The organism is Enterobacter sp. 200527-13 (assembly GCF_027924865.1).
GTDB lineage: Bacteria > Pseudomonadota > Gammaproteobacteria > Enterobacterales > Enterobacteriaceae > Enterobacter > Enterobacter ludwigii.
This window is the reverse complement of sequence record NZ_BSCM01000003.1, coordinates 240420-254279: the sequence shown is the minus strand read 5'-3', so window position 1 is coordinate 254279 and position 13860 is coordinate 240420. Positions and strand designations below refer to the sequence as shown.

Below are 13860 nucleotides of genomic sequence, written 5' to 3'. Positions count from 1 at the left end.
ACAAATCTCAAACCCGTGGACGTTTGCGGTACAGCCACAGTCCGGGGATCGACAGTCCGATAGAGAGCGCACCGACAATGGACGAAGCCTTAAGAAAGTTGCTCAGAAGGAGGATCATTTGCGGTTCGGTGTAGCCGAAATGGCTGATTTTCACCGCGGAAATCATGGCCGTATAGGCAGATATGCCGGGGAACATCGGGATAACGGCGGCGACGGTGAACACCTTGGGATGCGCCAGATACCAGCGCGACCACTGAATTCCGATGCTACCGACCAGCATTGAGGCCATAAATGTTGACCATTCAATGTTGAATCCCGCCGTCATCATCACCATTCGCGAGCCATGACCAATAGCACCCAACAGCGCGCACCACGGTAGCGCGCGTTGCGGAACGTTAAAGACCATCGCAAAACCGACGGCAGGGATCGCGGCCAGCAGCATATCCTGCGCCAGCGCCAGCAGAAAATCGATCACGCCCATCCGCGTAACCCCCAGAGTGTCATGGCCATTACCACACCAATGCAGGTTGCAAGCGTCAGCAGGCTGGCAATCGCCCAGCGTGCCAGACCGGTATTGATGTGCCCCTTAAACATATCGGCTACGGCGTTAATCAACGGGAAGCCGGGCACCAGCAGAAGCACGCTGGCCGCCATGGCAATCGTCGGCGTGTTGGCAAACTGCGGCAGACGAAGCAGCAGGCCAGACACCGTGGTGGCGACAAAAGCGGTAATGCAGAAATTAATTTGCGGGTGGAGTTGGCGGTGCGTCAAGAGCTGGCGCACGTACATGGCGATACTGCTGGCGAAAAAGGTGATGACCGCGCCGTCCCAGCCGCCTTTGTTGAGCTTACAAAAACAGGCGCAGGACAGCCCGACCATTAACACCACCAGCCAGCGGGGATAACGTAAGGGCTTAATCTGGTTGAACCGTTTTTCAATGTCGTGCAGGTCGAGAAGCTTATGCTCAGCAAGAATGACAATATGCTGGACCTCGGTTACAACGTGCATATTGATGCCGCGGTCGTGGTTTTTGCGGGTGGAGGTCAGGCACTGACCGTCTTTTATGGTGGTCAACACGATAGCATTGGATGAAATGGCGCTCTCAACGCTATCCATACCCAGCGCCAGCCCCAACCGGGTGGAGAGTTCCTCGACCAGCGCGCTTTCCGCCCCGTGCTGGAGCAGAAAAAGACCGCACTGAATACAGAGCCGCGTGATGGCACGCTGCGTTGATCGATCTGCCTGCATGTCATGTCCTGAAGAGAAGGTGAATAGCTTGCCTGATGGCCCGTCATGCTTACTTTTAGCACAAACTGCAGTGCCTCTAGCTGTGGGTCAGATCAAGATTTATGCAAACAGTTGCGGGCTGTCTGGCGGCGGGATGCGGTTTTGGGTCATAAATATGATGAATTATTAATTGAGAAATATAAGATATTTATATTTAGTTTTACTAAGTTTATATTTTAATTATTTTAAGGCCTTTATAATTAAATTTATCTGTGCTTTGTGAGATATTACCGCTGTTTTAGGCATTTCTTAAATGAAGCACACATCTCATCTTCTGCTTGTATTAATCAGTTTTACACTCAGGGACGAATACACTTATACCTTGATGCGTTTTAACGTTACTCATCATATGAAAATGGACACGGAGGGTCTATGTCGTCATTGAATGGTAAACATGGCGTCGTCATTAGCAGAATACCCGTAATGCAAAACGGGTTGGGGGGCGTGATGACACGCCATTTTGCCGATTTTGATTTAACGTTTTGCCGTTCGCTGCAGGAATTAACCCTGCTGCAGTTACGGCGTGCAGACGTCATTATCGCTGATATTTCAGGTGAATACAGGAATCCTCGGGGCACGCTCGAAGAATATTACGGTTTATTAAATCAATATCGGGATATTCACTGGATTTTTTTAGTCTCCCGACCGCTTTACCCTATTGCCGTTGAGCTGCTTATGCGTCCGGAAAGCACGTTGCTTTCTGATATGGAGCCGATAGAAGGCGTAATTAACGCCATCCGTGCAGGCAGTGAACGGGCAGAGCGGATAAGCCAGACGTTATTAACGCCCGAGCCTGCCTGTAACGATGATGAAGACGACCGCGTCATTGCGCTCACTCACTCTGAACGCAAGGTATTGCGTCTGTTAGGCAAGGGCTGGGGGATTAACCAAATTGCCACTTTGCTCAAGAAGAGCAATAAAACGATCAGTGCACAGAAAAACAGTGCGATGCGACGGTTGTCATTACGGAGTAATGCCGATCTGTACGCCTGGATCAACAGTACTCAGGGATTGAGAGAGCTGAGTTTAATGTCAGCCTATGGAGAGTTCGAGGAATGGATAAAACCGGTTCAACAAGACATATTGCCGTCATCGAAAATTGCGCGATGAGTGCCGTCGGGCTGGAGCACCTGTTTGCACTGCCCACGCTCAGCCATTATCAACTGCACATGTTCAGTGAATTTGACAGCTTTAAGAAGGCGCTTCCTCATGTCTCTTTTTTCTCGCTGATCTATTCACTTTCTGATGCGCGAGAAGAGCGTCGAAACTGCCTGGCATCCCTGCGGGATCTCGCGTTTACGCATAATCATATTCAGCGCATCATCCTGGCGGCAGATGAAATGGAAGCGCGGTTAATCAGCCATCTTTCCCCTTCACGCCTTCACGGTGTCGTCAGTAAATCGGTGTCGCTCGACCGCCTGCAGGAGGAGTTGCTGGTGTTGCTGAGTGAAACGCTGCACATCAATGACAATATGCTCAACCACTGGTACAAGAGTCAAAACAGGATGTTAAGCCCAACGGAGCGGGCGATTTTGCGGTATATGTCCTGCGGGTTTTCTATTCCTGAAATCGCCGCGCAGCTTGAGCGCAATATTAAGACCATCCGGGCGCACAAGTTTAATGCGATGGTGAAGCTTGGGGTCAATTCCGACGTGGGACTGCTTGATGCGGCAGATATTCTGACTCATCTCCCGGCCCGGGATCCGCGAACATCAGTATTAAGCCAGCCGACATTTTTATAAGCTGATATCTGTGCGCCAGACAGGCTCTGGCGCCTCATTCAGATGCAAACATCCACCCATTTTGCGGACGTCAGTTCTGCCATTCTGTCTGGTGAAATACGCACGGCACTGTGAATTGCACCCGCGGCCGGCAGCACTTCAGCATACTGCTTCAGTGAAATATCGCAATAAACCGCGAGCGGATTTTCCAGCCCAAACGGGCACACGCCGCCAACAGGATGACCCGTGATGGTGACCACTTCATCACAACTGAGCATGCGTGCTTTTGCGCCAAACGTGTCTTTCAGTTTTTTATTATCCAGACGCGCATCCCCTTTCGCGACCACCAGAATGACGTCATTTTTAACCTTCAACGACAGCGTCTTGGCGATTTGTCCCGGCTCAACACGATGGGCGGCAGCAGCCAACGCAACGGTTGCGGTACTCTGGCTAAGTTCAATAACCTCTATATCCGGAGCGTTGTCGGCAAAAAACTGCTGTACAGACTGCAAACTCATTGTTTCCTCCTGACAAATATCCCGCGTAATCTGTCATAAGAATTTATGCTCTGTAAATATCTCTTCAGTAACAAATATCCCACACGGTCGATTTCTGGATCGCCTTCACATTCACGGAAACCGGTTACAGTAACCGGTTGCAGACCGTGAGTGAGAGATTAATACTGACTATGTAACGTCCCCTGTATCCAATAATAAGAGCTAAATATGAAACCATTCCGTCTGAGCAGTACCGCTGGTAAACGCGCCGGCAAGGTTGTGAAGGTGATGTATGGACCAACGTATGGCGTGAATGCGCCCGTCATAAACGTCTGAAAGGAGATCAGCTATGTCTGCCAACCATGCTGCGTTTAATCTGATATTTCGTTTTGTAGAAAATTACGTCAGCCCGATTGCCGGGCGGATCTCCTCCCAGCGTCATGTTATGGCTATTCGTGATGGCTTTATCTCCGCGATGCCGTTCATGATTGTGGGTTCATTTTTACTCGTCTTCGCGTATCCACCGTTTTCGCCTGATACCACCTGGGGTTTCGCGCGCGCCTGGCTGGACATGGCGAAGCAATTTGAAGGTCAGATCCTCACGCCGTTTGATATGACCATGGGCGTTATGTCCCTGTATATCTGCGCGGCCATTGCCTATAACCTTGGCAAACACTATGTCAAATCGCATCAGTTAGACCCGTTTATGTGCGCCATGCTGTCGCTGATGGCGTTTCTGCTGGTCGCGGCGCCGAAAACCAAAGGCACGCTTCCGGTCGACAGCCTCGGCGGGACTGGCATTTTTACCGCGATTCTGGTGGCTATCTACTGCGTTGAGATGATGCGTTTTCTCAAAGCGCATAACATCGGGATCCGTCTGCCGGACCAGGTTCCGCCGATGATCAAAAACTCCTTTGACCTGTTGATCCCGGTGCTGGTGGTGGTGTTGACGCTTTACCCGCTGAGTCTGGTGATTCAGTCTGAGTTTGGCATGCTGATCCCGCAGGCGATTATGTCTGTCTTCAAACCGCTGGTTTCCGCCGCAGACTCCCTGCCGGCAATCCTGCTGGCGGTGTTGATTGGGCATTTGCTGTGGTTCGCCGGGATCCACGGCGCCGCGATTGTCTCCGGGATGTTGCAGATGTTCTGGCTGACCAACCTGGGCGCTAACCAGACCGCGCTGGCCGCCAGCCAGCCGCTGCCGCATATTTTTATGGAAGCGTTCTGGACATTCTTTATCGTCATCGGGGGGTCAGGTGCCACGATGGGGCTGGTGTTCTGCTACCTGCGCAGCCGCTCCGCTCATCTGCGTTCTATCGGCCGCCTGAGCGTGGTGCCAAGCCTCTTTAACATCAACGAACCCGTTATTTTCGGTACGCCGATTGTCATGAACCCGGTGTTCTTTATTCCGTTCCTGCTGGCACCCATGGTTAACGCCGTGCTGGCCTGGTCGGCGATGAAGTTCGATCTGATTGGCCGCGTGATCTCCGTTGTGCCGTGGACGGCACCTGCACCGGTAGGTGCCGCATGGGCGCTGGGCTGGGATTTCCGTGCAGCCATTCTGGTGGTGGTCCTGGCGTGCGTATCGGCCATCATCTACTTCCCGTTCTTTAAAGTGTACGAGAAGCAACTGCTGGAGCAGGAAGCGGAAGAAGCGCAACGTAATGCGGAAGAGGAAAATCAGCAGGTAGCGTGAGAAACGGATGCCGGGTCAGCGTTAATGCGGCCCGGCAACACCTGACCTTACTTGAGCGTACAATCTCCACACTGCTGAACGTCCGGCAGGCGATAACGCTGGCAGCAGGTGCGACGAACCAGAAGCCCGTCACGAAGGACCACGGTGCGGAATAACGGGTTATCGCGGCCATCGGAAAGCTGTTTTGCAAAGAAACAGGACTGGCGCAGGGCCTCGACCTTCTCATCACCGAGCAGAGGTTTCATTTCCGTCAAATACCAGTGGATTAAATACCCGGTATTGCTCCAGATAAGCTTCCCGTTGATTTCCCCCGTCTCTTCCAGCGCATCCACTACCGGGATCAGGGCGCGAGTTATGAGCTGCTCCATACGTTCCTGAGCAGAGAGGTGCTCCGCGTTCTGGTCTTCGTGGAGATCAATCCAGAAACAGGCCGCACGGCCGGTCTCGTGGAACTCGACATGAAAATATTCCGGGGAGAGTTCCAGCATGCCCTTTTGAGTGAGCAGCGCCAGCATGAGTGGGGGCACCATCAGCCCGATATACCACTGCGCCCAGAGGGAGAGCAGGGGTTTGTTTTCCCGCGTAAGGGTCGGTTGATTGCGATAGATATGGTCGGAATAGGTTGCCAGCAACGACTGCAGTGTCGACGGCTGTCGCCACTCTTCCAGCGTCATGGCGTGGTGCGGGTGCGCTTCATCCAGCCTGATAAAGTCCAGCAGGTGGGCGCGGGTTTTAGCGATCTTATCCCTGATGGCATCCGCAAGCGAAACATTCCCGGTGGGGAGGCGGGCTCTCCAGAGAAGGGGTTCAACGATTTGTGCGGTATGAGTGGCCATAGTAGAGATACAAATCTAAATGATAATGATTGCCAATCCTAACTATTGCTCATACCGATGGCAAGACTTTTGTCCTCGTTATATGACGCCGCGCTTACGCGGTCTGAAGCTCTTCGCTCAGCAGGATGTTATTGCGCCCCATATGCTTTGCTTCGTAGAGGGCCTTGTCCGCTTTCTCCAGTGCGCCTTCGGCGTCTTCATCCTCAAAAATGGCAATCCCAATGCTGATGGTGACGTTTGTCGCCACGCTTTCATTGAACATATGCGGGATTTTTAAATCGTAGACTTTCTGGCGGATCCGCTCTGCCGTCTGGCGGGCATGCTCGAGAGAAATATTGGTCAGCAGAACCATAAATTCTTCCCCGCCGAAGCGCGCCACAATATCACGTGAACGCACGGCATCACGGATGGCAGCAGAGACCCGGATCAGCGCCTGGTCGCCCATCATATGGCCGTAGTGGTCGTTGTAGGCTTTAAAGTGGTCGATATCCATCAGCAGGACAAAGTGCTCGCCGTTCTCCACTGCCGGAAGATTCTCCAGCCGGCTTTGCAGTCCGCGACGGTTATAAAGGCCGGTAAGCGGGTCCATCATGCTCAGATCGGTGAGGGTCTCACGCTCCTCCAGCAAACGGGAGAGCAGTTCCTGCGCGAAGCGATCGTTACGTCTTTGCAAAATGTTATGAATCGCAATTGCTACCACAGGAAGTGCGAAAGAATAGGTCATTCTCAGCCATATATCATGATTACTTAACCACAGGCAGACAATAAAGGTGGGGAAGGAGTGCAGCGTAAATGCTTTGATATTACTGGCGAAGGCCAGCGTACCAATAAACAGTACCGTTAATAATGCCATGATCAAATAGGTCGCCTGATCGTGGGTAATTAACGAAAATTTCGAGGCCACCTGCCACGCCCATAAAATACCGAAGATCGCTGAAACGGCAGGAATATTTACCTTGCGGGTTCTCTTTTTCCAGTGCCAGACGAGCAGCCCGATGCTGATAACAAAAATAGAAATCAGAGGGACCGATAACAGGCGAATAGAATAGAGCGGGTTTGTTACCGAGAACACAGCAGAGGTCGCGTTCAGAAATAAAAATAAACGTAACGATAATTGATATTTACTGTGGACCAAAGACCGCCAGGATTGTGATGTCATAGTAGTGCGTTTTTATTAATATTTAATTAAAACAGGTAAATAGGTGTTGTTTCGCAATGAAAGATGCAAAAAACTCAAAGAGTAATTATCAGAAAAACTTTAGGTCTAGTTAACAGGTGAGCAATTTATCACCTTAGGCATTTCCTGTCATTACAGGAAAGGTAAAGGGGGAGAGTTTTTGATTAATCGTGCTGACAAATGATAATTGATATCATATGATATTGGTTATCATTATCAATGTGAAAGGTCGAACCATGTTGAACAGGGCGCTGGGAAGTGGTTGGGGAGTGTTACTGCCGGGGGCGATTCTTGGCGGTCTGATGTTTGCCGATCTCTCCATTGATGTCTGGAAAGCCCTCATTGTGTCAGGACTGTTAGTGACGTCAGGGATGATCTGGCATAAACAGCTGCGCCACTTTGTGTTACTGCCGTCATGCGTAGCACTGGTCAGTGGAATTCTGGTGATACTGATGAGTTTGAAATAAGCGGAAAGTGAGAAGAACGTCAGAAAGGATGTAAGATAATTGGTGCGAGGGGGGGGACTTGAACCCCCACGTCCGTAAGGACACTAACACCTGAAGCTAGCGCGTCTACCAATTCCGCCACCTTCGCACAGTCATCTTACTTTTTTGATATCGCCTCGTTGGTGCGAGGGGGGGGACTTGAACCCCCACGTCCGTAAGAACACTAACACCTGAAGCTAGCGCGTCTACCAATTCCGCCACCTTCGCCCAGTGCGAGCAATATCAACGTGATTTATGGTGCGAGGGGGGGGACTTGAACCCCCACGTCCGTAAGGACACTAACACCTGAAGCTAGCGCGTCTACCAATTCCGCCACCTTCGCATACCATCGACACTGTAAAAGTATCGTAACCACGGAGGCGCATTCTAGATGTTTTCAGCTTTACGTCAACAGAAAAATGCGCACGCTGTTTTGATTGCTGCAAAAATGGCCGATGGTAGCGCCAGGTTTTGCCGGATAGCGGTTACGCGTATCCGGCCTGCCAGATAAGGGGATTACTTCTTAGCCTGACGCGTCATCACGGTGCGGTAAACCTTAAAGCGACCCGTCTGGGCGATGACTTCATGGAAGCCAAAGGTTTCATCCAGCACTTTCGGGTACGGCAAGAAGGCGTTAGCCACGATACGCAGTTCACCCCCGCTGTTCAGATGACGTACTGCACCACGGATCAGCGTTTGCGCCGCTTCAAGGCTGGTTTCCATACCATCGTGGAACGGTGGGTTGGAGATGATCATGTCGAAACGGCCATTCACGTCAGAGAAGACGTTGCTGGCAAAGACGTCGCCTTCCAGGCCGTTTGCAGCAAGCGTTGCGCGGCTTGCTTCAACCGCCGGGGCGCTCACATCGCACAGGGTTAAGCGCACTTTTGGCGAATGGCTCGCCAGTACGGTAGCCAGTACACCCGCGCCACAGCCGACGTCCAGCACTTTGCCTTTCGTATGCGGCGTCAGGGTGGAGAGCAGCAGCTGACTGCCCACGTCCAGACCGTCGCGGCTGAAGACGCCTGGCAGAGTTTTAATGGTCAGACCGTCAAGCTGATACTCATCCCAGAATTTCTCAGCATCAAAGGTCGCCTGTTTTTCCAGACGGCCGTGATACAGGCCACAGCGACGGGCGCTGTCGATTTTATTCAGCTGCGCATAGCCTTCCAGCATCTGTTCTGCGCTACGAACGCCACTGCGGTTCTCACCGACCACGAAAATATCGCAGCCAACGGGCAGCAGAGAAAGCAGGTTCATCAGCTGGAACTGGGCTTCTGGCTTGTTCTTCGGCCAGTAGTAGATGAGCGTGTCGCAGTCGGCGATGTCGCTCTGTTCAGCGACCAGGCTAAAGCGCGCGCGGTCGTCCATCTGGCGGCTCAGTACCTGCCAGTGGTGGTAGTATTGGGTGTGGGCACGGCTTTCAGCACAGTCGAAACGTGCGGGCAGGTCATCCTGCATATCTCCGGCAAACAGAATACGGCTTTCTTCGAAATCATCACTGTGACGCAGCAAGACTTCACTTGCCGGGGTAAATGCAGACATGAATTGTTCCTCAATTAACTCAGGCGGGGATTATAGTAGGTAGATGGCGCAGTTTCGACACATTTGCTATATTTGCGCGCCTGAGAGACAGGAGTTTTCCCTATGACATCCCGACGAGACTGGCAGTTGCAGCAACTGGGCATCACCCAGTGGGCCTTGCGTCGCCCGACGGCGTTGCAGGGCGAAATCGCCATCTCCATCCCTGCGCACGTCCGGCTGGTGATGGTGGCGGAGGAACTGCCTGCCCTGAATGAACCCCTTATTGGTGATGTCCTTCGTAGCCTGAAGCTGACCACTGAACAGGTTTTACAGCTTACGCCAGACAGGGTCACCATGCTGCCATCCGACAGCCGCTGCAACAGCTGGCGTATGGGAGACATCGATGAGGTCTCCCTGGAAGGGAGCCAGATCTGCTCGCCAGCGCTGGACGAACTGAAAGCCAACCCAAAAGCGCGCAGCGCGCTATGGCAACAAATCTGCGAATATGAACACGATTTCTTCCCTCACGACGCCTGACCTGACCGCGGCGTACGCGATTGAAACGCGCGCCCATGCTTTTCCATGGAGCGAAAAAACCCTCGCCAGCAATCAGGGCGAGCGGTATCTGAATTACCGTCTGGACGTCGACGGCACGATGGCCGCTTTTGCCATCACGCAGGTCGTTCTGGACGAAGCGACGCTGTTTAATATCGCGGTTGATCCCGCGTATCAGCGCCGGGGGCTGGGAAGAGAACTGCTTGAGCATCTCATTCGCGAGCTCGAAACCCGTGACGTTTTCACCCTGTGGCTGGAGGTGCGCGCGTCGAATGTCGCCGCCATCGCACTCTATGAAAGCTTAGGCTTTAACGAGGCGACTATCCGCCGTAACTACTACCCCACCGCAGAGGGACGTGAAGACGCCATCATAATGGCTCTGCCGCTTGGATAACTAAAATAAGGTTGTAACGATGAAATGGGACTGGATTTTCTTTGATGCCGACGAAACGCTGTTTACGTTTGACTCGTTTGGCGGCCTACAGCGGATGTTTCTCGATTATAGCGTTACCTTCACCGCTGAAGACTTTCAGGACTATCAGGCGGTAAACAAACCGCTGTGGGTGGATTACCAGAACGGTGCCATCACCGCGTTACAGCTGCAGCACCAGCGCTTTGATGTCTGGGCCGAGCGGTTAAACGTTAGCCCGGGTGCGCTTAACGATGCCTTCCTTAATGCCATGGCGGATATCTGTGCGCCGTTGCCGGGCGCGGTTTCCCTGCTGGACGCCCTGAAGGGCAAGGCGAAGCTGGGCATTATTACCAACGGTTTTACCGCCCTGCAGCAGATCCGCCTTGAGCGTACGGGCCTGCGCGATCATTTTGACGCGCTGGTGATCTCTGAAGAGGTGGGCGTACCTAAGCCGCATCCGCGTATTTTTGATTATGCGCTGGAACAAGCGGGCAATCCCGATCGTGAACGTGTGCTGATGGTCGGGGACACCGCGGAGTCGGATATTCGTGGCGGGATGAACGCCGGCCTGTCGACCGTCTGGCTGAATGCACACGGTCGCACGTTGCCAGAAGGTATCCAGCCGACCTGGACCGTCACGTCATTGAACGAACTGGAGCAGCTCCTGTGTAAACAATGATTGCCTGCCCCCCATTGATGGGTAAAATAGCCGCATTTTTCGTATCCCATGATGCGCGGCCTGACGCCGCGCTTATATAGAAGATTTCATTATGACGTTGTCTCCTTATCTGCAAGAGGTGGCCAGGCGCCGTACTTTTGCCATTATCTCTCACCCGGATGCCGGTAAAACGACCATCACCGAGAAGGTGTTACTGTTCGGACAGGCGATTCAGACTGCGGGTACCGTAAAAGGCCGTGGTTCCAACCAGCATGCAAAATCTGACTGGATGGAGATGGAAAAGCAGCGTGGTATTTCCATTACCACCTCCGTGATGCAGTTCCCGTATCATGATTGCCTGGTCAACCTGCTGGATACCCCAGGGCACGAAGACTTCTCGGAAGATACCTACCGTACGCTGACGGCGGTGGACTGCTGTCTGATGGTCATCGACGCCGCGAAAGGGGTAGAAGATCGTACCCGTAAGCTGATGGAAGTTACCCGTCTGCGCGATACACCGATCCTCACCTTTATGAACAAACTCGACCGTGACATCCGCGACCCGATGGAGCTGATGGATGAAGTGGAAAACGAGCTGAAAATTGCCTGTGCGCCTATCACCTGGCCCATTGGCTGCGGCAAGCTGTTCAAGGGTGTCTATCACCTTTATAAAGACGAAACCTATCTTTACCAGACCGGCAAAGGCCATACCATTCAGGAAGTCCGTATCGTAAAAGGTCTGGATAACCCGGAGCTGGATGCGGCTGTGGGTGAAGAGCTGGCCGCGCAGCTGCGTGACGAGCTGGAGCTGGTTCAAGGCGCATCTCACGAATTCGACAGAGAGCTGTTCCTGAGCGGTGAAATCACCCCGGTCTTCTTTGGTACCGCGCTGGGTAACTTCGGCGTTGACCATATGCTTGATGGCCTGGTGGAGTGGGCGCCACAACCGATGTCACGTAAAACTGACACCCGTGAAGTGGAAGCGAAAGAAGAGAAGTTCACCGGTTTCGTCTTTAAAATTCAGGCCAACATGGACCCGAAACACCGTGACCGCGTCGCCTTTATGCGCGTGGTGTCCGGTAAGTATGAAAAGGGCATGAAGCTGCGTCAGGTACGTATCGGTAAAGATGTGGTGATCTCCGACGCCCTGACCTTTATGGCGGGCGACCGTTCGCACGTTGAAGAGGCCTATCCGGGCGACATCATCGGTCTGCACAACCACGGTACGATTCAGATCGGCGATACCTTCACCCAGGGTGAAATGATGAAGTTCACCGGTATTCCGAACTTCGCACCGGAACTGTTCCGTCGTATTCGCCTGCGCGATCCGCTGAAGCAGAAACAGCTGCTGAAAGGGCTGGTTCAGCTTTCCGAAGAGGGCGCTGTCCAGGTGTTCCGCCCAATCGCTAACAACGATCTGATCGTAGGCGCTGTCGGTGTGCTGCAGTTCGACGTGGTCGTTGCGCGTCTGAAGAGCGAGTACAACGTGGAAGCGATCTATGAATCGGTTAACGTGGCGACCGCGCGCTGGGTAGAGTGTTCTGACGTGAAGAAATTCGAAGAATTTAAACGTAAGAACGAAGTGCAGCTGGCGCTGGATGGCGGTGATAACCTGACGTATATCGCCCCAACCATGGTCAACCTGAACCTGACTCAGGAACGTTATCCTGATGTCCAGTTCCGCAAAACGCGCGAACACTGATCCCCTCTCAGAGCACGGCAATCGCCGTGCTCTTCTTTATTTCCTGTCTTATTAATCTCTTGCGGAATGTTCTTAATTCAACATTATTTCGCGTCTTTTGTTCGTTTTTTACCCAAATCTGAAAGCGGCACTGTGAGAGTGATCTATATTTAACTCAGTGTTTAACACCGGGCGTGGATGAATTAACTGTTCAATGCATGACTTTGGGTTCTCCATTTTGCCCGTGTGTTCATTCGCAATATATAAAACTAGCAATTAGGGAAGTATGTCGCCCGAATGACGGGTATACACAGGAATACATCGATGAATATGACAAGACTGAAGATTTCTAAAACTCTGCTGGCTGTGACACTGGGTAGCATCCTGGTAAGTGGTTCTGCTCTGGCTGAAACCAGCACTATGGATAAAGCGCAGTCCACCGCCGATACCGCAGGGCAAAAAATCGATAGCTCTATGAATAAAGTCGGTAATTTCATGGATGACAGCTCAATCACAGCAAAAGTGAAAGCCGCACTGGTGGATGATGAAGCTATCAAGAGCACCGATATTTCCGTTAAAACTGACAAGAAAGTTGTCACCCTGAGTGGTTTTGTAGAAAGCCAGGCCCAGGCCGAACAGGCGGTAAAAGTGGCGAAGGGTGTTGAAGGTGTAGCGTCCGTGAGCGACAAACTGCACGTTCGGGACAGCAAAAACGCGTCGGTGAAAGGGTATGCCGGAGATGCAGCCACCACCAGCGAAATCAAAGCTAAACTTTTAGCAGATGACATCGTGCCATCTCGTAAAGTGAAAGTGGAAACCACCGATGGCGTGGTTCAGCTTTCCGGTACGGTCGATTCTCAGGCGCAAAGTGAGCGCGCCGAGTCCATCGCGAAAGCGATCGATGGTGTTAAAAGCGTTAAAAACGATCTGAAAACGAAGTAAATCTGCACCATTCGCCCGTCTGGCTAACGTCAGCGGGCGAAATAAAAATGACTCTGGAAAATCGCCGGTGAGTGACCTGAGCGCGCTCACATTTAGCGGCCGACATTAACTATGGTAAAGGAGAAGCTTATGTTTCGTTGGGGCATTATATTTCTGGTTATCGCGTTAATTGCCGCCGCATTGGGCTTTGGTGGTCTGGCAGGTACAGCGGCATGGGCAGCAAAAATTGTCTTCGTCGTGGGTATTATTCTGTTCCTGGTCAGCCTGTTTACGGGTCGTCGACGTCCGTAGCAAACGCAATATTCCTTCAACAAAAAAAGCCAGTCCTCGTGACTGGCTTTTTCTTGTTTCAGTCGCTGGTCGGGTGCGCTACTGTGTCATAACAGAAA

The 13860-nt window shown here is 52.3% G+C and carries 16 protein-coding genes and 3 tRNA genes; 10 read left to right on the top strand and 9 right to left on the bottom strand.

The window, feature by feature from the left end:
• Window positions 1-7 precede the first annotated feature (7 nt).
• Together QMG44_RS13295 and QMG44_RS13290 are read right to left on the bottom strand one after the other, a co-directional pair.
• Entirely contained in the window at window positions 8-481 is a 474-nt protein-coding gene (locus QMG44_RS13295) for a threonine/serine exporter (protein ID WP_020885295.1), read from the bottom strand.
• Window positions 472-1248 carry a threonine/serine exporter ThrE family protein gene (locus QMG44_RS13290; protein WP_014168508.1) on the bottom strand — a complete coding sequence of 259 codons (777 nt, stop codon included), beginning with the start codon at window positions 1246-1248 and terminating at the stop codon, window positions 472-474. Before QMG44_RS13290 ends, QMG44_RS13295 begins: the two co-directional genes overlap by 10 nt.
• 411 nt (window positions 1249-1659) lie before the next feature.
• Here QMG44_RS13290 and QMG44_RS13285 point away from each other — a divergent pair, with 411 nt between their 5' ends.
• A complete protein-coding gene (locus QMG44_RS13285) occupies window positions 1660-2397 on the top strand; it encodes a LuxR C-terminal-related transcriptional regulator (RefSeq protein WP_014168509.1) in 738 nt (245 codons plus the stop codon).
• On the top strand, window positions 2394-3029 hold the full coding sequence (gene bglJ / locus QMG44_RS13280; protein ID WP_032681707.1) for a DNA-binding transcriptional activator BglJ: 636 nt from the start codon (window positions 2394-2396) through the stop codon (window positions 3027-3029). Before QMG44_RS13285 ends, bglJ begins: the two co-directional genes overlap by 4 nt.
• Before the next feature lie 38 nt (window positions 3030-3067).
• Here the strand turns inward: bglJ and QMG44_RS13275 are convergent, their stop codons facing one another.
• Entirely contained in the window at window positions 3068-3526 is a 459-nt protein-coding gene (locus QMG44_RS13275) for a YbaK/EbsC family protein (RefSeq protein WP_014168511.1), read from the bottom strand.
• Between the two features lie 328 nt (window positions 3527-3854).
• Between QMG44_RS13275 and QMG44_RS13270 the strand changes: the two genes are divergently transcribed.
• Window positions 3855-5201, top strand: a complete 1347-nt coding sequence (locus QMG44_RS13270) for a PTS sugar transporter subunit IIC (protein ID WP_025205610.1) — start codon at window positions 3855-3857, stop codon at window positions 5199-5201.
• A 47-nt stretch (window positions 5202-5248) separates the two neighbouring features.
• Here QMG44_RS13270 and fhuF read toward each other — a convergent pair whose 3' ends face one another.
• Together fhuF and QMG44_RS13260 are read right to left on the bottom strand one after the other, a co-directional pair.
• Window positions 5249-6037: a siderophore-iron reductase FhuF gene (fhuF, locus tag QMG44_RS13265; RefSeq protein WP_020885292.1), complete on the bottom strand. Its 789-nt coding sequence runs from the start codon at window positions 6035-6037 to the stop codon at window positions 5249-5251.
• Window positions 6038-6131: 94 nt separating this feature from the next.
• The gene (locus QMG44_RS13260; RefSeq protein ID WP_020885291.1) at window positions 6132-7196 is read right to left on the bottom strand and encodes a GGDEF domain-containing protein; all 1065 of its coding nucleotides are present in this window, start codon (window positions 7194-7196) and stop codon (window positions 6132-6134) included.
• Window positions 7197-7411: 215 nt separating this feature from the next.
• Here QMG44_RS13260 and QMG44_RS13255 point away from each other — a divergent pair, with 215 nt between their 5' ends.
• Entirely contained in the window at window positions 7412-7681 is a 270-nt protein-coding gene (locus tag QMG44_RS13255; protein WP_059306528.1) for a DUF1435 domain-containing protein, read from the top strand.
• A 40-nt stretch (window positions 7682-7721) separates the two neighbouring features.
• Here QMG44_RS13255 and QMG44_RS13250 read toward each other — a convergent pair.
• The 4 genes from QMG44_RS13250 to rsmC all read right to left on the bottom strand — a co-directional run bounded on the left by QMG44_RS13250 (window position 7722) and on the right by rsmC (window position 9244).
• Window positions 7722-7808, bottom strand: a tRNA-Leu gene (locus tag QMG44_RS13250).
• A gap of 32 nt (window positions 7809-7840) precedes the next feature.
• Window positions 7841-7927: transfer RNA gene (locus QMG44_RS13245), tRNA-Leu, on the bottom strand.
• 28 nt (window positions 7928-7955) lie between these two features.
• Window positions 7956-8042: transfer RNA gene (locus QMG44_RS13240), tRNA-Leu, on the bottom strand.
• Window positions 8043-8215: 173 nt separating this feature from the next.
• Complete coding sequence (rsmC, locus tag QMG44_RS13235; protein WP_014168516.1) at window positions 8216-9244, bottom strand: 16S rRNA (guanine(1207)-N(2))-methyltransferase RsmC; 1029 nt, start codon at window positions 9242-9244, stop codon at window positions 8216-8218.
• A 102-nt stretch (window positions 9245-9346) separates the two neighbouring features.
• Between rsmC and QMG44_RS13230 the strand changes: the two genes are divergently transcribed.
• From QMG44_RS13230 to QMG44_RS13205, 6 genes are all read left to right on the top strand, one after another.
• Window positions 9347-9760, top strand: coding sequence for a DNA polymerase III subunit psi (locus tag QMG44_RS13230; RefSeq protein WP_014168517.1), 414 nt, complete (start codon window positions 9347-9349; stop codon window positions 9758-9760).
• Window positions 9729-10172, top strand: coding sequence for a ribosomal protein S18-alanine N-acetyltransferase (gene rimI, locus QMG44_RS13225; RefSeq protein WP_020885288.1), 444 nt, complete (start codon window positions 9729-9731; stop codon window positions 10170-10172). Before QMG44_RS13230 ends, rimI begins: the two co-directional genes overlap by 32 nt.
• Before the next feature lie 19 nt (window positions 10173-10191).
• On the top strand, window positions 10192-10869 hold the full coding sequence (gene yjjG / locus QMG44_RS13220) for a pyrimidine 5'-nucleotidase (protein ID WP_086533221.1): 678 nt from the start codon (window positions 10192-10194) through the stop codon (window positions 10867-10869).
• 91 nt (window positions 10870-10960) lie between these two features.
• Window positions 10961-12550, top strand: coding sequence for a peptide chain release factor 3 (prfC, locus tag QMG44_RS13215; protein ID WP_014168520.1), 1590 nt, complete (start codon window positions 10961-10963; stop codon window positions 12548-12550).
• 303 nt (window positions 12551-12853) lie between these two features.
• Window positions 12854-13471 (top strand): molecular chaperone OsmY, encoded by a 618-nt coding sequence (osmY, locus tag QMG44_RS13210; protein ID WP_020885287.1) that lies wholly within the window; start codon window positions 12854-12856, stop codon window positions 13469-13471.
• A gap of 129 nt (window positions 13472-13600) precedes the next feature.
• Complete coding sequence (locus tag QMG44_RS13205; protein WP_003856556.1) at window positions 13601-13762, top strand: DUF1328 domain-containing protein; 162 nt, start codon at window positions 13601-13603, stop codon at window positions 13760-13762.
• Window positions 13763-13860 lie beyond the last annotated feature (98 nt).